Raw genomic sequence first — 19,878 nt, 5'->3', positions numbered from 1 at the left:
ACGCGCTCCTCAGGCCAGAACGGCGGCTGGGGCTGCGGCTGGCGCGGCGGCGCCGTCGCGGGCAGCGTTGCGCACGTGCAGGAAGTACACGTCTTCCAGGTCCGGGGCGATCTGCGCGAAGCCGCTGTCGGGCTGGCTGTCGGCATACACATTGATTTGCGGCTTGCCGCCCACCAGGCGTGTCGACAGCACATTCAGGCTTTGCTGATATTGCGCCAGCTCCTCCGTCGTGACGCTGCGGCGCCACACCTTGCCCAGCAGCGTATCGATGGCCGCCTGCGGCTCGCCCTGCACCAGTACTTGACCCTTGACGATCATGGCCATGCGCGGGCACAGGTCCGTCACGTCGTCGACGATGTGGGTCGACAGGATGACCACCACCTGCTCGCCGATCTTCGCCAGCAGATTCAGGAAACGGTTGCGCTCGTCCGGGTCCAGGCCCGCCGTCGGTTCATCGACGATCACCAGGCGCGGCGCACCCAGCAGCGCCTGGGCGATGCCGAAGCGCTGGCGCATGCCGCCCGAGTACGTGCCCAGGTTGCGCTTGCGCGCTTCCCACAGATTGGTTTGCTGCAACAACGCTTCCACGGCTTCCTTGCGCGGCCCCTTCTCCGTCAAGCCTTTGAGCACGGCAAAGTGGTTGAGCAGGTTTTCCGCGCTGACTTTCGGATACACGCCGAAATCCTGCGGCAGATAGCCGAGCTGGCGGCGCAGGCCGGCCTTGTCAGTGAGTACATCGACGCCATCGAAATGGATGCTGCCGCTATCGGGATCTTGCAATGTCGCAATGGTGCGCATCAGCGAGGACTTGCCCGCGCCATTTGGCCCCAGCAGGCCGAACATCCCGTTGGGAATCTCCAGGCTGACATTGTTGATGGCCTTGACGCCATTGGCATACGTTTTGTTCAGCTGTTTGATCGATAGCATGTGCAGCACTCTCCAGAGCTTGGGTATGAAAGCCGGCAGATGCATGTCTGCCGGTCTGTGGAAGGGGATCGCCCTTGTTTTGCAGCCGCGATGGCGGATGTTACTTAAAAACAATAATATATAGCCAATTGGGAGAAAATTAATTTTTTTGCGACCAAGTGAGGAAAGGCAGGCATGAAATGCCGGAGGGCGGGGATGAGTGACGCAGTGCTACACTCGCCCGCTTCAGTGACGCCATGGTGCGGAAAGGATGGGGATATGCCTGCAATGCCAGTAAACATGACTTTGCGCGCCATTGCATCGGGCGAAGAGGCGGCATTGGCGCAGCTGTTTCAACTGTACTGTTATGACAATTCCGCCTGGAGCGCAGAAAGCGTGCTGGCCGATGGCCGCTACGACGTGTGCGATGCGGGGCTGGCGTCGTATCTGCATGCCACCGGCCACACGGCCAGCTGGATCGAGGTCGATGGCGAGCTGGCCGGTTTTTTCCTGACGGAGCCTGGCATGGCGGGTGGGTTGCCGGTGCAGGAATTCAGCGACTTTTTCATCCTGAAGAAATACCGGCGCAGGGGCGTGGCGCTGGAAGTGCTGCGGCGTGTGCTGCTCGGTAGCGCGCAGACGTGGCTGGTGGCGACGTTTCGCGACGATGCCGCTGCCTGCGCGTTCTGGCGGCAGGCGTTTGCGCGCCTGCCGTTTGCCAGTGTCGAGGCGTACGACGATCCGGCCTTGCCGCAGTTCCAGCTGACCTTGCTGAAACCGGCGGCCTGAGCGCGTTTAGAAGCGCACTTTCACATACGCAGAAGGTCCCGTCAGGCGCACGTTCAAGTCCGCATCGCGTTCGCTGTCGCGGTGCAGCTTGATTTTCGAGATGCCGTAATCGGCCACGAAACCGATATTTTTGAACGGAAACCATTCCACGCCGATATTGCCGCCGTAGATGTGGCCGTTGATGCGCCCGCCATTTTTCTTGATGCCCGATGCTTCCGCATACATGCGCAAGTCCGGCGTGAAGGCATGGCGCCAGCCCACTTCCAGCAGTGGCGCGAACGCGTGCTCGCCGATGGAATCGCGCGCCGTGGCCGTCTCGCCATTGACGATGCCGGTAGCCGTGCCGTTCAGGTTTGCATTGTAATAGGCCGCGCCCAGGCCGATGCCGAAAGTGTCGTTGCCGCTGCCCAGCCACCAACGGTACGACATCTTGGCCAGGTCCAGTTTCAGATCGGCATCTGCGCTGGCCGTGCCCGTCACGGGCTGGCCATTGATGGTGGTCTGGCCGCTGAGCGTGGGGGTATAGGATTTGTCATAGCGGTAGTAGTCGAACGCCAGGCCGTGGCGGTCGCCGATCAGCAATTCGGCCTTGATGCGCGGAATGGTCGTATGTTTGGGATTCGATTCGGGCGCATCGATGCGGCCAAACTGCGTGTCGGCGCCGATATTGATGCGCGGATCGGCGGAAAACGCCCCCACCGACAGACTGACACGGTCCAGTGCCGGCGATGGCTCGGCCCGCGCCGTGGCGGCCGCCGTGGCAATACCCAGCACACCCAGCATCATGGCGCCGCGCAAGGCGAGGTGGTGCGGGCGTGGTGGGGACAGGCGGGTGGACACGGACATGGCAGACATGGGTAACTCCTCAAGATAAAGTGAAAACTGTCGCGACGCTTGGGCGGCCCTCGCTGGGCAACAGTGCGATGAGGAAATGGTAGCAACTGTTACATTTCAATCACGTAGCCGCACGGCGCAAATTACCGTCGGATTTGTCCTACCGCGTGTAACGGCTGGTACATGCCGACATTGCCTGCGATGGGGAACGCGGGCAAAATGGTGCGCAAGAGGAGGAGACACCGCATGAGAATCGCCGCCATATCCGATATCCACGGCAACCTGGACGCGCTGGACGCCGTGCTGGCCGACATCGCCCGGCGTGGCGTGGACCTGACCGTCAACCTCGGCGATATCGTCTCGGGCCATCTGCAACCGCGCGCCACGGCAACGCGCCTGATGGCGCTCGGCCTGCCCACCATCCGCGGCAACCACGAGCGCCAACTGCTGGGCGACCCGGCCCGCATGGGCGTCTCGGATGCCTATGCGCGCGCGCAACTGCTGCCGGAGCAACTAGCCTGGATCGCGGCGCTGCCCGCCACCTTGCGCCTGCGGCATGACGTGCTGCTCGTGCATGGCACGCCCAGCAGCGACCTCGTGTATTTTCTCGACAGCGTCACGCCGCAAGGCAGCCGTGCCGCCACGCCGCAAGAGGTGGCCGAACGGGCCGGCGAGACGGACGCCGCGCTGATCCTGTGCGGCCACACGCACATGCCGCGCCAGGTGCGTCTGGCCGATGGGCGGTTGATCGTCAATCCGGGCAGCGTGGGCTTGCAGGCCTACGACGACGACCATGGTTATCCGCACCTGATGGAAAACGGCACGCCGCATGCGCGCTATGCCATCGCCGAACAGGGAAGCGATGGCGCCTGGACGGCGCAGCTGCACGCCGTGGAATATGACTGGGAAAAAGCGGCCCGGCTGGCGCTGGCGAACGGGCGGCCCGACTGGGTCACGCCCTTGCGCACGGGCCGGGTTGGTTGATTAGCGGAACTCTTCGGCCACCAGGTTGTACTTCTGCATCTTGTGATACAAGGTCTGTTTCGGCAAACCGAGCACCGCGCTCACTTCGCTGACGTTGCCGGAATATGCACGCAGTTCCTGCTCGATCAGCGCGCGTTCGAAGCCATTGACCTGTTCCGCCAGCGACAGGGGGCTGGCCAGTCCGGCCGCCAGCAGGCTCGAGGCGCCGCCGGCGATGCCCAGCACGAAGCGGTCGGCGATGTTGCGCAATTCGCGCACATTGCCGGGCCAGGAATGGGCCATCAGGTTGCGCATCTGCGCGCTGGAGACCACGGGCGCGGCACGGTTGTAGCGGGCGGCGGCGGCCAGCACGAAGTGTTCGAACAGAATGGGAATATCCTCGCGCCGTTCGCGCAGCGGCGGCAAATGCAGCACGATCAGGTTCAGGCGGTAGTACAGGTCGCTGCGGAATTTCTGTTGCTGCGACAAGTCTTCCAGGTCCAGCTTGGCCGCCGCGATGACGCGCACGTCGACGGGCGTGGGCACGTTCGAGCCCAGGCGCTCGATATAGCGTTCCTGCAGCACGCGCAGCAATTTGACTTGCAAGGACAGGGGCAGCGATTCGATTTCGTCGAGGAAAAAAGTGCCCTGATCCGCGTGCTCGATCTTGCCCACCTGCCGCTTGGCAGCGCCCGTAAACGCCCCCGGTTCGTGGCCGAAGACTTCGCTTTCGAATATGCTTTCGGGAATCGCGCCGCAGTTGACGGCGACGAAGTTGTGCTTGCGGCGGTGGCTGAAGTCGTGCAGGCAGCGCGCCACCATTTCCTTGCCCGTGCCCGTGTCGCCGTAGATCAGCACGTCGGCCGGTTCGTCGGCAACGTCGAGTATCAAACGCCGTATGTCGCGCATCGCCACGGAATTGCCCAGCAGGCGCGATTCGATGCCGCCGCCGTCTTCGAGCTGGCGGCGCAGGCTGTGCACTTCCAGGGTCAGGCGCCGCGTTTCCAGCGCGCGCAGGATGACGTCGACCAGTTGCTCGGAAGAATACGGCTTTTCGATGAAGTCATAGGCGCCCGTGCGCATGGCGTGCACGGCCATCGTGATGTCGCCGTGGCCCGTGACGAGGATCACGGGCAGGTTGGCATCGAGCGTCTTGACCGCTTGCAGCAATTCCAGGCCGCTCATGCCGGGCAGGCGCACGTCGCTGACGACGATGCCGGGAAAATCCGGCGTCAGCAGTTTATAGGCCAGCTCGGCCGAGTGAAACGCCAGCACGTCCAGGCCGGCCAGCTGCAGTGCCTGCTCGCTGCCTTCGCGTACGGTGGGGTCGTCCTCGACCAGCAAGACCTTCAAGCCGTCAAACATGTTTTTCCTCCTGCGTTGCAATCTGTAGTTCGATGGTGAAGATGGCGCCGCCGCCAGGGGCGTTCTCGGCGCGCAGCACGCCGCCGAACTGGCGCGTGATCTGTTCGGAAATGGCCAGTCCCAGGCCCAGGCCCAGACCCTGCGGCTTGGTCGTGAAGAACGGTTCGAACAGGTGTTCATACACCTCCGTCGACAGGCCCGGCCCCGTGTCGGCCACGTGGATCAGCACGTGCTCGGGCGTGCATTCGACGGCCACACGCAGGCTGCGCACGTCGCTGCCGTTCATGGCGTCGAGCGCGTTCGCGTACAGGTTCACCAGCACCTGCTCGAGGCGGTTGCTTTCGCACATGGCGAAGATGTCTTCGGGCGGCAGTTGCAAAGTAAAACGCACACTTTCCACCTGCAGCCGGCGCTCGACGAGGAACAGCGCATTGCTGATCGCCGTGGGGATCGAGACGGAGGTCAGGCTGGTCGTCGATTTGCGCGCAAAAATCTTCAATTGACCCGTAATGGTCCCCATCCTGGCCGCAATTTGCGAGATCTTCGCCAGGTTGCGCCGCGCGTCGTCGAGCCGGCCCCGTTCCAGCAGGATGACGGCATTGTCGGACATGGTGCGCAGCGCCGTCAGCGGCTGGTTCAGCTCATGCGTGATGCTGGCCGACATTTGTCCCAGCACGGCCATCTTGCCGGCTTGAAACAGTTCGTTTTGCGTGATGTGGAGTTTCTGCTCGGCCTTGCTGCGCACCTCGATTTCCTGGCTCAGGCTTTGCGTCATGGCATTGAGTTCCGAGGTGCGTTCCTCGACCATGGCTTCCAGGTTGTCGTAGGCGTGTTGCAAGTCTTCGCGGGCGCGCAATTTTTGCGCCACGGCCGCGCGGCGCTGGCGCAGGTAAAAGAACAGCAGCATGAAAAAGCCCAGCAGCACGCAAGAGAAGGCGGCCGCCGCGCGCGCGCTGGCCTTGGCCTGCGCCAGGTCGGACAAATAAATGAAAGTCCAGCCTTGCGGCGATTTCAGCTTGATCTGCGTCATGACGCTGGAACTGATCTTCGGTGGCGCGTCGGCATGTTCCTGCTCGCGCACGCTGATCACGCGGGCGCCATTGCCCAGCTGGCGGTCGGAAACGAAGGGGATGGCGGCCAGCTGCTTCGAATAGTACTGGCGCGTGCGGTTGAGTTCCTCGACGATCGCCGGCGACAGCGGCGCCAGGGTCTTGTATTTCCAGTCCGCCATGGAGCTGAGAAAAATCACGCCGTGCTCGTCGGCCAGCATGACTTTGTCGGCGCCCTGCACCCAGCGTTTTTCCAGGGTTTCCAGGTTCACCTTCACCGTTGCCAGGCCCAGCATGTGGCCATTCTGGTAGATACCGTGGGCAAAGAAGTAACCGGGTTCGAGCCGTGTCGTGCCCACGCCATAGAAGCGGCCCGGCGTGCCGCGCAGCGCGTCCTGGGCGTAGGGGCGGAACGAGATATTGTCGCCAATAAAGCTGTCGGGCTGCTGCCAGTTGCTGGCGGCCCGCGTGTTGCCGTCGAGGTTGCTGATGAAAATGGTCGAGGATTTCGCCTGGGCATTCATCTGCTCGAGGTAATGGTTGACCGTATCGACCAGCACCGGGTCTTCCGGGTGCTGCAGCAAACGGATCACGTCGCGGTTCAGCTCCAGGGTCTTGGGCAGGAAGTCGTATTTTTCCAGCGCATTTTCCAGGCTGCTGACATACACCTCGAGGCGTTGCGCGCCGCTGGCCTGCAGCTTGCCGATGGCGATGCGCTCCGTCCAGAAATACACGAGCCAGACGGTGGCCAGACAGGCGGCCAGCACCACGCCCCAGGCCAGCGTTTCGCGGCCCGAACGTTGCGACAGGCGCTGGCGCCAGGAAAGGGAGGGTTTACTACTGCTATTCATAAAATCAGCTGCCAACTTGCAAGAACCCACAGTATCGCATTTAAATATTGCGTAAAAAGAAAAAGCCGCCGGACATGCATCCGGCGGCTCACGCTTTTATGTCACGGACAGTTCAAAGTCCTTAGAACGTATGGCGCATGCCCAGGTTAAAGCCGCTGTTGCCGGTGCCATCGTCGGTGGCATTGCCAACCTTGTAGGTAGCGCCGTTCTTGTTGCTGATGTGGCCGTAACCTGTGTACAGGTCGCTGCGCTTGGACAGCGCATAGAAGGCGCCGATGGCCCACTGCTGGGCGTCACGGTTGGCATTGCTCTTGTCGTTGTGGCGGATGTACGACGCGACCAGCTTGGTGGCGCCGAACGGGGCGCTGAAGCCGACGAGGATGTCATTGCTCTTGCTGTCGTCGAGGGCGCGGTTGTCGGCGTAGCCGAAGTTACCTTGCAGCACGCCAAAGTCGTAGCGCGTGGCCAGCAGGGTGTTGCGCGTTTGCTGGGTCGCCAGCGCATTTTCCTGGCGGTGGTGCGTCAGGGTCACGTTCAGCGGACCGTCGATGTAATGCACGGCGCCGCCCATGCTGCGGTTTTTCGCATTGTCGCCGGCCACTTCGCCAAAGCCATACGCCAGGTCGGCCGACAGCTTGCTCCAGGTCGGCGTGCTGTATTGCACCATGTTGTCGATGCGGTAATTCGTCGCCATAATATTCGACGCCGTGCCGGCCAGGCCGATGACAAACGGATCGGCCACGTCGCGCAGGGCCAGGTAGTACGGCGTATATTGGCGGCCCAGCGTGACGGCGCCGGCGCTGCCGGTCAGGCCCACGTACGCCTGGCGGCCGAACAGCCGGCCGCCCTGGCCCGAGGTGCCGGTATCGATATTGAAACCGCTTTCCAGCACGAAAATGGCGGCCAGGCCAGCACCGAGGTCTTCCTTGCCTTTGAAGCCGATGCGCGAGCCCGAGGCGACGCCGGAGGCGACGCGGTTCAGGCGGTCTCCAGCCGCATCCTTGTCGAACACCAGGCCGGCGTCAGCCACGCCATACATGGTCACGCTCGATTGGGCCATGGCGCCAGTGGAGGCTGCGCCGAGGGTCAGCAGGGTAAACAGGACTTTTTTCATGAAAATCTCTCTAATAAGTTGGAATGACTACTGATCGCACTACCTGACTGCTTGTTACTCAACATCGACAACAAATAAATGGCCCGCTTGTGGCGGGCCATGGCGCTATCAGGCTTTGCTAGCGTGATCCGCTTCGCCCCAATGGCTTTCCGTGTTCTGGCTGGCCGCGTTGGCCGCCGCGGCTTCTTCCTCGGTGGCCAGGCCACCTTCCCACTTGGCGACGACGGCCGTGGCGACGGCATTGCCGACCGCGTTGGTGGCCGAACGGCCCATGTCGAGGAATTGGTCGACGCCCATCAGCAGAAGCAAGCCCGCTTCCGGAATATTGAACTGGTTCAGGGTAGCGGCAATCACCACCAGCGAGGCGCGCGGCACGCCGGCCATGCCTTTCGAGGTCAGCATCAGCAGCAGCAGCATGGTGATCTGCGTGCCGATCGACAGGTCGATGCCGTAGGCTTGCGCGATGAACAGCACGGCGAAGGTGCAGTACATCATCGAACCATCGAGGTTGAAGGAGTAGCCCATTGGCAACACGAAGCTGGAAATCTTGCGGTCCACGCCGAACTGATCGAGCGCCGTCAGCAGTTTTGGATACGCCGCTTCCGAGCTGGCCGTCGAGAATGCCAGCAGGAATGGTTCGCGGATCAGGCCGACGAGTTTGAAGATGCGCGGGCCGATGACGACGAAGCCGGCGCCGATCAGCAGGGCCCACAGGCACAGCAGGCCCACGTAGAAGCCGCCCATGAACTTGGCAAACGTGACCAGCACGCCCAGGCCGTGGGTGGTGATGACGGAAGCCATCGCGGCGAACACGGCCAGCGGGGCCAGGTTCATGATGGTGCCGGTGATGCGCAGCATGACTTGTGCCAGCTGGTCGACGACGGCCGTCAGGGTCTTGCCCGATTCGCCCAGGCCGGCCAGTGCGCCGCCGAAGAAGATCGAGAACACCAGCACTTGCAGGATTTCATTGTTGGCCATGGCCTCGATCGGCGACTTCGGCACCAGGTGTGTGAAGAAATCTTTCAAGGTGAAGGCGGCCGTTTTCAGATTCGTCGACGCGTGGACGTCCGGCAATGGCAAGCCCAGATTGGTGCCCAGTTGCATCAGATTCGACAGCACCATGCCCAGCGCCAGCGAAACGAGCGAGGCGACGACGAACCAGCACATGGCTTTCAGGCCGATGCGGCCAGCCGTCTTGCCGTCGCCCATGTGGGCGATGCCGACCGTCAGGGTGGAGAACACCAGCAGCGCAATGATCATCTTGATCAGGCGCAGGAAGACGTCGGTGACGATGGAAATATTGCCAGCGATTTGAGCGCTGAGCTTGGCATCAGGGAAGGCGGTGTTGCATCCATAGCCCACGGCAATGCCGAGGATCATGGCAATCAGGATGTACAGGGTTAATGGCCGTTTCTTTTTCATTTTGACTCCTCCGGTGAAACGCCGCTGTGAGCGGATTATTGATAGCGAGCAACTCAAGCTTGGAGTCAATATTTCTCAAAAACAAGCCCTTGCGTGCCAGCGATTATTTGCAGCAAAACCTGTACATAGCAAAGGATATGCCTGAAATTGGAATTTGCTACATAACTTCTTAAGTTGTTGATTTAAGGTCGATTTTTTGTTGCTAGGATGTTGCAACTTTGCACGCTTGCGCGAAATATTGGACGCGCAAGCGCATCGCTGTATGACTTTTCATACGCTAGTCGCGGCGGGGTGGCGGTAGGCCCAACAAGGCAAGATTATCAGGACAATAAAAAAGCCCCTCCGAAGAGGGGCCCGATGTGGCGCAGTTTCTATGCTATTGATTTCAGAACTTGATATTCGCCGTCAGGCTGAACGAACGCGGCTGGCTTGGGGTGTAGCGGTAGCCGGATTTGTTGATGGCCGCCACATAGGTCTTGTCGGCCAGGTTGTAGGCATTCAGCTGCAAGTCGAGGTTCTTGTTGACGGTATAGGTTGCCATGGCGTCGAAGACCCAGTAGGCATCCACGCGGGCCGGCGTGCCGACGGCGCCATCGGTGCCGCGCAGCATTTCACCCACGTAACGCGCGCCGCCGCCGATCTTCAGGCCGAATGGCAGGGTGTACGAAGTCCAGCTGGTGAACGCCTGCTTTGGCGTGTAGGTGAGGTTCTTGTCGCCGCTGGCCGTGAAGACCTTGTTCGACTCGACCTTGGTATTCATACGCGTATAGCCGGCGCTGACCAGCCAGTTCGGCATGATCTCGCCCACCACGCCCAGTTCCAGGCCTTGCACGCGCTTCTTGCCGGTCTGGTAATAAATGGTCGAGATCACCGGATCTTGTTCCACTTCATTCTTGACGGTGGTCTGGTAGACGGCGGCCGACAGCGACAGTTTTTGCTTCAGGAAGTCCCACTTGGTGCCGATTTCCTTGGTGATGGTTTCCTGCGGGTCATAGTTCAGGTTTTGCGCGCTGTTGGCGGCGGTGCTCAGGGCAAAATTGGTGCCTGGCGGCGCTTTCGACGTGGCCAGCAAGGCGTACACGCTGCTGTCCGGCGTCGGCTTGTACATGGCCGAGATCTTGCCGTTGGCCAGGGTGTCGCTCAGGGTCAAATGGGTAGGAATCGGCGTGCCGACCGGCAGTTTTTGTACCTGGTCCTTGCCCACGGCCGTTTGCAGGGCGACGGCGTCATACGTGGTGTTGAAATGGTCGAAGCGCACGCCGCCGTTGAAGATCCACTTGTCGCCGAACTTGATGGTGTCGAACACATACAGGCTTTGCGTGTTGACTTCGCCTTCCGTGAAGGCGCCGCTGCGCACGGGATTGTGGCCGGTGACGGTGTCGCGCGGATTCGGATTGTACAGATTGGCATCCGGCAAGGTGCCCAGGCTGGCGGGCACATAGCTGTAGTTGGTCTGTTTTTCGCTGGTGAACTCGGCGCCGGCCACCAGGGAGTGCTTCAGCACGCCCGTGTCGAATTGTGCGCTGACCACGGTCTGGTTGGTCAGGATCGTGTTTTCCTGGTCCTTCACGGTGCGCAGCGAGCGCGCCAGGGTCCAGGTCGAAGGGTCTCGCATCACCCCGTTCGTCTCCGTATTCAGGTTGCCGGCGCTGCCCATGAAGGCCGTCAGCAGATAGTCCTGCTGGGTCTTGCCGTAGCGCGTGGTGTTCTGGAGCTGGATGTTGGACGAGAAATCATGGTCGATGCGCAAGGTGCCCATGTCGGCCTTGATCTTGTCGTAGTCCGAGGTGGAACCGTAGAAATTCTTCGGATCGACCCTGGCGGCGCTGTTCAGGTAGCTGCGGATGATCGGCTTATCCTTCGTGGCGACGTCCGGCGTCGAGTAGCCTGGCAAGCCGATGGTCGGCACGCCGCCGTCGGGCACGTTGTTTTGATCCACGTGCAGGTAGCTGGCCGTGATGCGCGTTGGCTTGCCGATGCCGAAGGTGACGGTGGGCGCGAAGGCCCAGCGCTTGTTCTTGACTTCATCGCGCGCCGCGTTGCCGCTGTCCTGCGTCATCAGGTTCAGGCGCAAAGCCGTGCCGGTATCGCTGTCGAGGACGCGGTTCCAGTCGGCCGTGGCGCGTTTCTGCTTGCCGCTGCCCGCCGTCAGCAGCGAATTGAATTTGTTTTCCATGGTGGCCGTCTTGCTGACCAGATTGATCGAGCCGGTCGGCGAACCGCGGCCGCTGTCGGTGCCCGCCGGGCCCTTCAATACGTCGATCTGTTCGATGTTGAAGACGTCGCGCGAGATGGAGCCCACGTCGCGCACGCCATCGACATAGATGCTGCCGGACGAATCGAAACCGCGCATGTAGACGGCGTCGCCCGTGTTCGTGTTGCCGTTTTCACCGAGGAAGAAGGTACCGACGCCTGGCGTGTTGCGCAGCGCTTCCGTCAGGGTCAGCGCGCCTTGCTGCTCGATCAATTCCTTCTTGATCACGACGATGGTTTGCGGCGTATTGACCAGCTCTTCCGTGTATTTCGGCGACGAGGCTTTTTCGGCCTTGAAGTCGTTTTCCTTGGAACCCACGACCTTGACTTCGTTCAGCATTTGCTGCGATGCCGGGGCACTTTGACCGGCCGGGTCGGCCGCCTGGGCGGCGACGGGCAGCAGCATCACGGCCAGGGCGGCGCCGATGTGCTGGTTGAAACGGGTTGGGGCGTGTTTGCGGCTCTTGATTGCCATCTTGCTCTCTCGATAAGGTCAGGGTAGTGGTTCCTGGCTGGCTCTGCGCCGCTGTGCTTGGGCACGCGGGCAAGTGGCTGGCGATGGAGACGGAAGGCCGTATTGTAATAAATGGGCGTTATTTCGTAAATGAGAATCGTTATCAGTATCGTTTACGCAACGGATTGGGTGTGCCGCAAAAAAAACACTGTCATGGTGCATGAATGCTTGCTTTGCGTCCCGGCCGCTGCTATGCGCGCAAGGCTCCGCCAGCGGGAGTATGATGAGCAACCTTTACAAATTCCGCCAAGCATGCTGCAGACTCCCGATGCCTTTGTCCCCCTGATCGATGCGCCCGAACCGGCCCCGTCCGCCGAGCAGACGCTGACGTTTGTCTTTCACCGCGGACGTTTATTGCTGCGCACGCCCGAATTGACCCTGCCCACCGCCGCCGAGGCGGCCGCGCTCGATATCGACCTGAGCCGCACACAGCCTGTGGGCCTGTGGCAGGGCCGCTATTGCCAGACGGTCTGGACCGACGAAGAGTTGCCGCCGGGCGCCGGCCTGGCCTGGCACGGCATGCGTTCGTTGTTCAATGCCGTCGACGACGCGTTCCTGGGCCTGGCCAGCCGCGCCGTGCAGCTGGCCGAGTGGGCGCGCACGCACCGCCATTGCGGCGTGTGCGCCACGCCCATGCAGCGCACGCGCGGCGAACGCTGCTTCACCTGCGCCGCCTGCGGCATGCTCGCGTATCCGCGCATTTCGCCCGCCATGATGGTGCTCATCCGCAAGGGCGACCAGGTGCTGCTGGCCATGCACAAGCACTCGCCGTCGCAGCGTTTCAGCCCGCTCGCCGGTTTCCTGGAAGCGGGCGAATCGATCGAGGAAGCCGTGCACCGCGAAGTGATGGAAGAGGTGGGTTTGCGCGTGCATAACTTGCAGTACTTCATGAGCCAGTCCTGGCCGTTTCCCCATTCGCTGATGATCGCGTTTACGGCCGATTACCTCGATGGCGAGATTCGTCTCGATGAAAACGAGATCGCCGAGGCGCGCTGGTTCGGCCCTGGCGATGTGTGGCCGGAAGCGAGTTCGAGCGTGTCGATTTCCGCGCTGCTGGTGGGCGCGCACCGGCCGCCGGCAGTGCCGTAAAGCAGGAGCTGCTCGGGCAGCTTGCCGCATTTTCTATATACTGGCGGCAATTGAAAATTTTAGGGTGGTGTAGCATGTCTCAAGAAGAATTCTCCGAAAACGACTGGCGCCGGCTGATCAGCAGCTTTGGCGAAGACCCGCAGCGTCCTGGCTTGCTGGAAACGCCGGCGCGCGTGGCCAAGGCGTGGAAGCACTGGACGTCCGGCTATGGCCAGGACCCGGTGGACTTGCTGAAAGCCTTCGAAGATGGCGCGGAACAGTACAACGAGCTGATCGTCGTGCGCGGCATCCCCGTCTACAGCCATTGCGAACACCATCTGGCGCCGTTCTTCGGCAAGGCCACCATCGGCTATGTGCCCAACGGCAAGATCGTCGGCCTGTCGAAACTGACGCGCCTCGTCGATTGCTTCTCCAAGCGTCTGCAAGTGCAGGAACGCATGACGATGCAGATCGCCAATGCCCTGATGGAAGTGCTGGAACCGAAATCGGTGGGCGTGGTCGTACGCTGCCGCCACCTGTGCATGGAAAGCCGCGGCATCCGCACGCCGGGCGAAGAAACCATCACCTCGGCCATGCTGGGCGAGATGCAGCCGAACCTGGCGCTGCGCACGGAATTTCTGGCACTGGCGCGCGAAGTCTGATCTTCGGCGACGATGCGGGACGAAGGCGGCATATGCCGCCTTTTTTTATATTCTTCCGGACTCCCGCTCCGCCAGATAGCGCGCCGGCGGCTTGCCCACGGCCTTGCGGAACATGGTGACAAAACCACTGGTGTTTTCATAACCGAGTTCCAGCGCCACCGCTTTCACGCTGCGCCCTTGCGCCAGCCGTTGCAAGGCCAGGATGACGTGCAATTGCCGGCGCCAGCGGCCCACGCTCATGCCCATTTCCTCCAGTGACTGGCGGGTCATGCTGCGCTCGCTCATGCCGATGCGGCTGGCCCATTCGGCCAGGGTGCTTTTATCGGCGGGCTGCGCCAGCAGCAGCGCGGCCAGGCGGCGCAAACGCGCATCGCGCGGCATCGGCAAATGCAAGTCTTCCACGGGCGCGGCCGCCAATTCATCGAGCAGGGTAAGCACCAGGCGTTCCTGCGCGCCCTGCAGCGCGGCCAGGGTGGGAAAGCCGGCCGCCTTGGCGATCAGTTCGCGCAGCAACGGCGAAACGGCCACGGTGCAGCAAACGGCGGGCAAGGCCGGCGCCATGGCTGGCTCGACAAACAGGCAATAGCACTCCGCTTCGCCCACGCCCTGCGCCGAATGCATCAGGCCGCCCGGTATCCACACGGCGCACTGGGGCGGCACGATCCACACACCGCTTTCCACCTTGCAATGCATCACGCCGCGCGTGGCATACAGCAACTGCCCCTTGCGGTGCTGGTGCGGCGCCTGCTCCGCCTCCTCGGGCACGCTGGCCAGGCCCACGGCCAGCAGCGGACGCAACACGCCATCGATGTCGAAATCCATGAGTGACGCGGTGGCGTCCAGGCCCAGCTCGGTGGTGAGCATGCTGGGCTGCAATAGATGGGGCATGGGGACGCTTTGGCTGGATTGAATAATATTGTGGCTATTTTATGCAATGACGTCCGGCCGCGCCATCGGTATCGTGTGCTGATCCGCAGCCCCGCTTCAACGGCAACCGCCGCCGCCAGTGTTCTGATGAAGGTAAGGAGGAACGGCAACCCCTTGAAGGAGTCATCATCATGCAGCTTGATCTATCCACTTTTCCCCTCGTCTGGATGCGCCGCGAGGCAGCGCCTGTCCAGCCCGATATTCTGTTTGCCCAGTTTGACGCGCTGCTGGCGCGCCGCCAGGCGTTTGTCATTCTCAGCGAGGAAGGTTTTGACGAGGACGGGCATGAACACCCGCAGGAAGAGCGCAAGCGGGCGTCACTCTGGATGAAGCGGAACAAGGCGGCCATCCGCGCGTATATCCAGGGCATGGTGCTGGTTGAACCGAGCGCCGCCAAGCGCCTGGCTGGCAAGGCTTTTGCCGTGATGTTCGGCAAGTTCTGGGGTTATCCCCTGCATTTCGGCACCAGCCGCGACGACGCGCTCGACATCGCGCAACACCTGATCAAGGCGTGGCTGCCGCCAGCCGACGGCGGCACGGCCGCGCATCAGTAGCGATAATCGTTGACGAAGTGTTTTGTAAAGTTGTACTTGCTGCCGCCGTCGAGCAAGTCGACCAGGCGTTTCGGTGCCGAGGCCGACATGAAGGCGTCGGCCGCGCCGCCCGTGCTGCGGAACTTCATGCCGGGGCTGAGGATCTGGTTGGCGCCGATTTTCAGGTGCTGGAAGCTTTTTGTTTTCTCATTGTTGAGAATGAAATGCAATTCCTGCTTGAAGGTCAGGAAGGGGATCTTCAGCCACCAGCCTTCGTCCGTGCCATAGCTGGCGACGCTGGCAAAATGCGTGTTCTTGTCCGTCAGGGTGGGTTTGCCCAGGCGGTCGTTGATGCGTTTCATGGCTTCATTCTTGGTCATGCTGTGCTTTCGTGATTCATCAAGTATATGGCGTGCATTTTGACACAGGCACGTCCCCCCCGCCTGCCTTGCCGCCCCTATCTGCAGGCTTTTTTACTGCAATGCAGCATCAATTCTCATCAATTGTCGCAACGCATTAACAACACCGGGCAAAAATCATTGCTTCCCGGCATTGTAAATATCGGTCGTTCGAGCGTATGCTGGAGTCGTCTGAACGGTGCCGCCAGAGCACCGTCGCCGCCGCATTCCTGGCCAGCCGGGCAGGAAGCGGGCCACACCCCTTCGCCGCACAATAGAGAGTTGGAGACACAGCATGAAGAAATTGACGTTCCAGCAGAAGTTATGGATTCCCCTGATTTGCAGCCTGTTGTGCATCACCGTTATTTTTGTCTATAACGCTCTGGAAGTGCGCAAGATCCGCATCGAAGAGCGCAGCGCCGACCTGAGCAATGCCGCCGACCTGGGCCTGGGCGCCGTCAAGATGTTCGGCGACCTGGCCGCCAGCGGCGCCCTGACGAAGGAAGAAGCGCAGAAGCAGGCCACGGCCGTCATCAAGAGCATGCGTTTCGGCGAGACCGGTTATTTGTCCATCATCAACCTCGACGCCGTCGTCGTGATGAATCCCGCCGCGCCGCAAACGGATGGCAAGAACATGTCGGACTTTAAAGATGCCAACGGCACCTATCTGTACCGCGATATCGTGGCCGTCGGCAAGAGCGATGCGGGCAAGGGCTTCGTCCACTATTATTTCCCCCGTCCCGGCCAGAAGACCCCTGAACCGAAGATGAGCCGCGTGGTGGCCTACAAGCCATGGAGCTGGACCATCGTCGTCGGTGTGTATATGGACGATATCGACGCGGCCTTCCGCCAGTCGCTGCTGACCTCGCTGGGCGTGCTGGTGCTGGTGTGCGGCCTGCTGGCGGGCGTCGTCGTGGTGATCAACCGCAGCTTGCGCCATGCGCTGGGCGGCGATCCCGAGTATGCGGCCGATGTGGCGGAAAAGATCGCGAATAACGATTTGAGCGGCGTCGTGCGCACGCATGCGAATGACCGCCACAGCGTGCTGTACGCGATGAAAACCATGCAAACCAACCTGGTCGATGCGATCAGCGAAATCCGCCACAGCGCCGAGACGATTGCCACGGCATCGAGCGAGATTGCCAGCGGCAATATGGACTTGTCGGCGCGCACGGAAATGCAAGCCAGTTCGCTGGAAGAAACGGCCGCCTCGATGGAGGAATTGACCTCGACCGTGACGCAAAATGCGGGCAATGCCGTGCAGGCGAATGAACTGGCGCAGTCCGCTTCCGCCGTAGCCCGTCAGGGCGGCGCCGTGGTGGCGCAAGTGATCGGCACCATGGACACCATCAACGCCTCGTCGCGCAAGATCGTCGACATCATCGGCGTCATCGATGGCATCGCCTTCCAGACGAATATCCTGGCCTTGAACGCGGCCGTGGAAGCGGCGCGCGCAGGCGAACAGGGCCGCGGCTTTGCCGTCGTGGCCAGCGAGGTGCGCAATCTGGCGCAGCGCTCGGCGGGTGCGGCGAAGGAAATCAAGGAGCTGATCGGCGCTTCCGTCGACAGCATCGCGGCTGGCAGCACCTTGGTCGCACAGGCGGGCACGACCATGGATCAGGTGGTCGCTTCCGTCTCGCGCGTGACCGACATCATGGCCGACATCACGGCCGCCTCGCACGAGCAAAGCACGGGCATCGGCCACGTCAACCAGGCAATCACGGAAATGGATAGCGTGACGCAGCAAAATGCGGCACTGGTGGAAGAGGCGGCGGCGGCGGCGTCGAGCATGCAGGACCAGGCGGCCGTGCTGGCGCAACTGGTGGCGCGCTTCAAACTGTCGGCGCAGGAGCCGGGAACATCGCCGCGCCTGGCGGCCACTTCGGCTGGCGCACCGCGCGCCGTGGCGAAAAAGCCGCTGCGCAGCCTGGCGGCGCGCTAAGGTTTTACTGGGCTGGCGCTGCCGCTGGCGGCGCCGGTTCGAATTCCAGCTTGTCATCGACGACCACGTATTGCCCGACCGGCTGGCCCAGGTCGGCTTTCGGGTCGTTTTCCATTTCCGTCAGTTCATTGCAGGTATTCGTTTCAGCCTGCCACAGCTGCTTGCCCATGCGGATATTCCACAAGCCATCGCCAGCCGCAAACAGCTCGACGGTGATGTCGGCCGGTGCATCCGTCGACAGGGTATGCAGGCGCTGGCATTGCGGCAAATTGGTCGCCATCAGCTGCACTTCCACGGTATCTTGCCAAAAATAACGTTGCTGACGGCGCACGGTCAGGGAATGGTCTTGCCCATCGAACATGTAGATGGCGAAGTCCTGGACACAGCCTGACAGCAGGACGGACAGCGTGACGATCAGGAGTTTGCGCATGGTCGGCTTTCTTGGTTGGTGCTCGGGAATGTCGGGATGCCTGCGTGACGGCGCTAGTGGGTGCTTGCGCCGTCTTGTTTTCCGCTTACGTGGCATTATATCCATGCATATCAGTTGCGGCGCGACAATAGTTATGCCAAGTGCGCCTGCCCCACTTATCTACCTGGAAAGACCACGATGATCGACCTGTATTACTGGACCACGCCCAACGGGCACAAAGTGACGATGTTCCTGGAAGAAGCGGGCATCCCCTACAAGCTCATTCCCGTGCATATCGGCAAGGGCGAGCAATTCAAGCCCGAGTTTCTTGCCATCGCGCCCAACAACCGCATCCCCGCCATCGTCGACCAGGCGCCGGAAGATGGCGGCGCGCCGCTGTCCCTGTTCGAGTCGGGCGCGATTTTGCAATACCTGGCCGAGAAAAGCGGACAATTTCTGCCGGACGATGTGCGGGGACGTGCCGAAGTCATGCAATGGCTGTTCTGGCAAATGGGCGGCCTCGGCCCCATGGCAGGGCAAAACCACCATTTCGTGCAATACGCGCCCGAACCGATCGACTATGCGATCACGCGCTACGTCAACGAAACGAACCGGCTATATGGCGTGCTGAACAAGCGCCTGGCGGACCGCGCATTCGTGGCCGGCGACAGCTATTCCATCGCGGACATGGCGATCTACCCGTGGATCGTGCCGCACGAGCGCCAGCGCCAGAAACTGGAAGATTTCCCGCACCTGGCGCGCTGGTTCGCGGCCATCGCCGCCCGTCCCGCCACCGTGCGCGCATATGCGCGGGCGGCGGAAATCAATGTGCAGCCGACCGTCAGCGGCGACGCGAAAAGCGTGCTGTTCGGGCAGACGGCGAAGACGCTCGGCTAAGCTTAATTTCCCCGGTACGTGGAAAAACCGAAAGGGCTGAGCAGCAAAGGAATGTGATAGTGCTGCTCGGTCTTTTCCACGTGGAATTGCACGGGAATTTCCGGGAAAAAAGTTTCCTGCTTCAGGCGCGCATAGTGCTCGCCTGTCTTGAACACGATACGGTAGTCGCCCGCCTGCATGGGCGCATCCACCGGATACATGGCCGCAATGCGCCCCTGCGCATTCGTCACGGCGCTGCCCAGTTGTTGCCAGCCGTCGCCCTGCTTTTGCTCCAGGGTCACCGTCACGCCCGCCGTCGGCTGTCCGCTCTGCAAGTCGAGAATGTGCACGCTCAAGGGATTGGCGGCGGCCAGGGCCATGCCGGACAGGCTGGCGAAGGCCAGGGCGGCAGTGATTTTTTTCAAATAGGTCATCGTTGCGTCTTTCAAAGGGTGGGGGAATCGAGTTCAGGAATGGCGGCCAGGGCGGCATGGGCGCAGGCACGGTCTTGCAGGGCGCCGCCGCCACCGGCCACGCCGATGGCGCCCACTACTTCGCCCTTGGTTCGCAAGGGCAGGCCGCCGCCCAGCAGCAACAGTTCCGGCAGTGTCGTCAAATTGGCCATGTCGGGGTTGTCGCGCGCGGCCACGGCCAGCGCCTGGGTATCGTTTTTCGTCGACAGGGCCGTGTAGGCCTTGCGCCGGCTGGCATCCGTGTTGTGCGGTCCGACGCCATCGGCGCGCTGCACAGCGACAATATTGCCGCCACGGTCCAGCACGGTAACGACGATATGCCGTCCTTGTGCCTGGCAAGCGGCCATGGCCGCGTTGGCCAGCTTGTTGGCCGCCGTCAGAGAAAGGTCATCGACCTTGCGCAGCTGGGCGTGGGCTGGACCGGCCAGCAGGCACAGCAGGGTACTGCCGAGTAACAGGGTTTTCATGTGGCTGTCCGTTGAGTAAAGTGACGCCAGTATGGCCAGTGTTACCCTACGAGAAGATGATCG

The 19,878-nt window shown here is 61.7% G+C and carries 19 protein-coding genes; 7 read left to right on the top strand and 12 right to left on the bottom strand.

The window, feature by feature from the left end; translation table 11 throughout:
• Positions 1–9 precede the first annotated feature (9 nt).
• Positions 10–927, bottom strand: a complete 918-nt coding sequence (locus P9875_RS00220) for an ABC transporter ATP-binding protein (RefSeq protein WP_278317293.1) — start codon at positions 925–927, stop codon at positions 10–12.
• Positions 928–1,185: 258 nt separating this feature from the next.
• On the opposite strand from P9875_RS00220, the gene P9875_RS00215 reads away from it, so the two are divergent.
• On the top strand, positions 1,186–1,695 hold the full coding sequence (locus P9875_RS00215) for a GNAT family N-acetyltransferase (RefSeq protein ID WP_152598799.1): 510 nt from the start codon (positions 1,186–1,188) through the stop codon (positions 1,693–1,695).
• Between the two features lie 6 nt (positions 1,696–1,701).
• Here P9875_RS00215 and P9875_RS00210 read toward each other — a convergent pair whose 3' ends face one another.
• A complete protein-coding gene (locus P9875_RS00210; protein WP_051959192.1) occupies positions 1,702–2,550 on the bottom strand; it encodes a MipA/OmpV family protein in 849 nt (282 codons plus the stop codon).
• Between the two features lie 225 nt (positions 2,551–2,775).
• On the opposite strand from P9875_RS00210, the gene P9875_RS00205 reads away from it, so the two are divergent.
• A complete protein-coding gene (locus P9875_RS00205; protein ID WP_278317292.1) occupies positions 2,776–3,513 on the top strand; it encodes a metallophosphoesterase family protein in 738 nt (245 codons plus the stop codon).
• Here P9875_RS00205 and P9875_RS00200 read toward each other — a convergent pair whose 3' ends face one another.
• The 5 genes from P9875_RS00200 to P9875_RS00180 form a co-directional block, all read right to left on the bottom strand.
• Entirely contained in the window at positions 3,514–4,857 is a 1,344-nt protein-coding gene (locus P9875_RS00200; RefSeq protein WP_035822995.1) for a sigma-54-dependent transcriptional regulator, read from the bottom strand.
• Positions 4,850–6,757, bottom strand: a complete 1,908-nt coding sequence (locus tag P9875_RS00195) for a sensor histidine kinase (RefSeq protein WP_035822993.1) — start codon at positions 6,755–6,757, stop codon at positions 4,850–4,852. The genes P9875_RS00200 and P9875_RS00195 overlap by 8 nt, the downstream gene beginning before the upstream one ends.
• A gap of 121 nt (positions 6,758–6,878) precedes the next feature.
• Positions 6,879–7,871: a porin gene (locus P9875_RS00190; RefSeq protein WP_051959190.1), complete on the bottom strand. Its 993-nt coding sequence runs from the start codon at positions 7,869–7,871 to the stop codon at positions 6,879–6,881.
• Between the two features lie 108 nt (positions 7,872–7,979).
• Positions 7,980–9,293: a dicarboxylate/amino acid:cation symporter gene (locus P9875_RS00185; protein WP_035822991.1), complete on the bottom strand. Its 1,314-nt coding sequence runs from the start codon at positions 9,291–9,293 to the stop codon at positions 7,980–7,982.
• A 385-nt stretch (positions 9,294–9,678) separates the two neighbouring features.
• A complete protein-coding gene (locus tag P9875_RS00180) occupies positions 9,679–12,021 on the bottom strand; it encodes a catecholate siderophore receptor Fiu (RefSeq protein WP_278317291.1) in 2,343 nt (780 codons plus the stop codon).
• A 291-nt stretch (positions 12,022–12,312) separates the two neighbouring features.
• On the opposite strand from P9875_RS00180, the gene nudC reads away from it, so the two are divergent.
• A complete protein-coding gene (gene nudC, locus P9875_RS00175) occupies positions 12,313–13,149 on the top strand; it encodes an NAD(+) diphosphatase (protein ID WP_278317290.1) in 837 nt (278 codons plus the stop codon).
• Between the two features lie 74 nt (positions 13,150–13,223).
• Entirely contained in the window at positions 13,224–13,790 is a 567-nt protein-coding gene (gene folE, locus P9875_RS00170; RefSeq protein WP_035822985.1) for a GTP cyclohydrolase I FolE, read from the top strand.
• Positions 13,791–13,835: 45 nt separating this feature from the next.
• On the opposite strand, the gene P9875_RS00165 is transcribed toward folE, so the two are convergent.
• On the bottom strand, positions 13,836–14,654 hold the full coding sequence (locus tag P9875_RS00165; RefSeq protein WP_423221871.1) for an AraC family transcriptional regulator: 819 nt from the start codon (positions 14,652–14,654) through the stop codon (positions 13,836–13,838).
• Positions 14,655–14,848: 194 nt separating this feature from the next.
• On the opposite strand from P9875_RS00165, the gene P9875_RS00160 reads away from it, so the two are divergent.
• The gene (locus P9875_RS00160) at positions 14,849–15,271 is read left to right on the top strand and encodes a hypothetical protein (RefSeq protein ID WP_278317288.1); all 423 of its coding nucleotides are present in this window, start codon (positions 14,849–14,851) and stop codon (positions 15,269–15,271) included.
• Here the strand turns inward: P9875_RS00160 and P9875_RS00155 are convergent.
• A complete protein-coding gene (locus P9875_RS00155; protein WP_034781254.1) occupies positions 15,265–15,630 on the bottom strand; it encodes a hypothetical protein in 366 nt (121 codons plus the stop codon). The genes P9875_RS00160 and P9875_RS00155 overlap by 7 nt on opposite strands.
• 313 nt (positions 15,631–15,943) lie before the next feature.
• Between P9875_RS00155 and P9875_RS00150 the strand changes: the two genes are divergently transcribed.
• Positions 15,944–17,590, top strand: coding sequence for a methyl-accepting chemotaxis protein (locus P9875_RS00150; RefSeq protein WP_035822977.1), 1,647 nt, complete (start codon positions 15,944–15,946; stop codon positions 17,588–17,590).
• A gap of 4 nt (positions 17,591–17,594) precedes the next feature.
• Here P9875_RS00150 and P9875_RS00145 read toward each other — a convergent pair whose 3' ends face one another.
• The gene (locus tag P9875_RS00145) at positions 17,595–18,020 is read right to left on the bottom strand and encodes a hypothetical protein (protein WP_176389429.1); all 426 of its coding nucleotides are present in this window, start codon (positions 18,018–18,020) and stop codon (positions 17,595–17,597) included.
• Positions 18,021–18,197: 177 nt separating this feature from the next.
• Between P9875_RS00145 and P9875_RS00140 the strand changes: the two genes are divergently transcribed.
• Entirely contained in the window at positions 18,198–18,896 is a 699-nt protein-coding gene (locus P9875_RS00140) for a glutathione binding-like protein (protein WP_035822974.1), read from the top strand.
• A 2-nt stretch (positions 18,897–18,898) separates the two neighbouring features.
• Here P9875_RS00140 and uraH read toward each other — a convergent pair whose 3' ends face one another.
• Together uraH and P9875_RS00130 are read right to left on the bottom strand one after the other, a co-directional pair.
• On the bottom strand, positions 18,899–19,309 hold the full coding sequence (uraH, locus tag P9875_RS00135) for a hydroxyisourate hydrolase (RefSeq protein WP_035822971.1): 411 nt from the start codon (positions 19,307–19,309) through the stop codon (positions 18,899–18,901).
• An 11-nt stretch (positions 19,310–19,320) separates the two neighbouring features.
• The gene (locus P9875_RS00130) at positions 19,321–19,815 is read right to left on the bottom strand and encodes a GlcG/HbpS family heme-binding protein (protein WP_035822969.1); all 495 of its coding nucleotides are present in this window, start codon (positions 19,813–19,815) and stop codon (positions 19,321–19,323) included.
• Positions 19,816–19,878: the final 63 nt, after the last annotated feature.

Source organism: Janthinobacterium rivuli (assembly GCF_029690045.1).
Taxonomy (GTDB): Bacteria; Pseudomonadota; Gammaproteobacteria; order Burkholderiales; family Burkholderiaceae_D; genus Janthinobacterium; species Janthinobacterium rivuli.
Note: the sequence above shows the minus strand (reverse complement) of the source record. Positions and strands in the feature narration are given on the sequence as shown.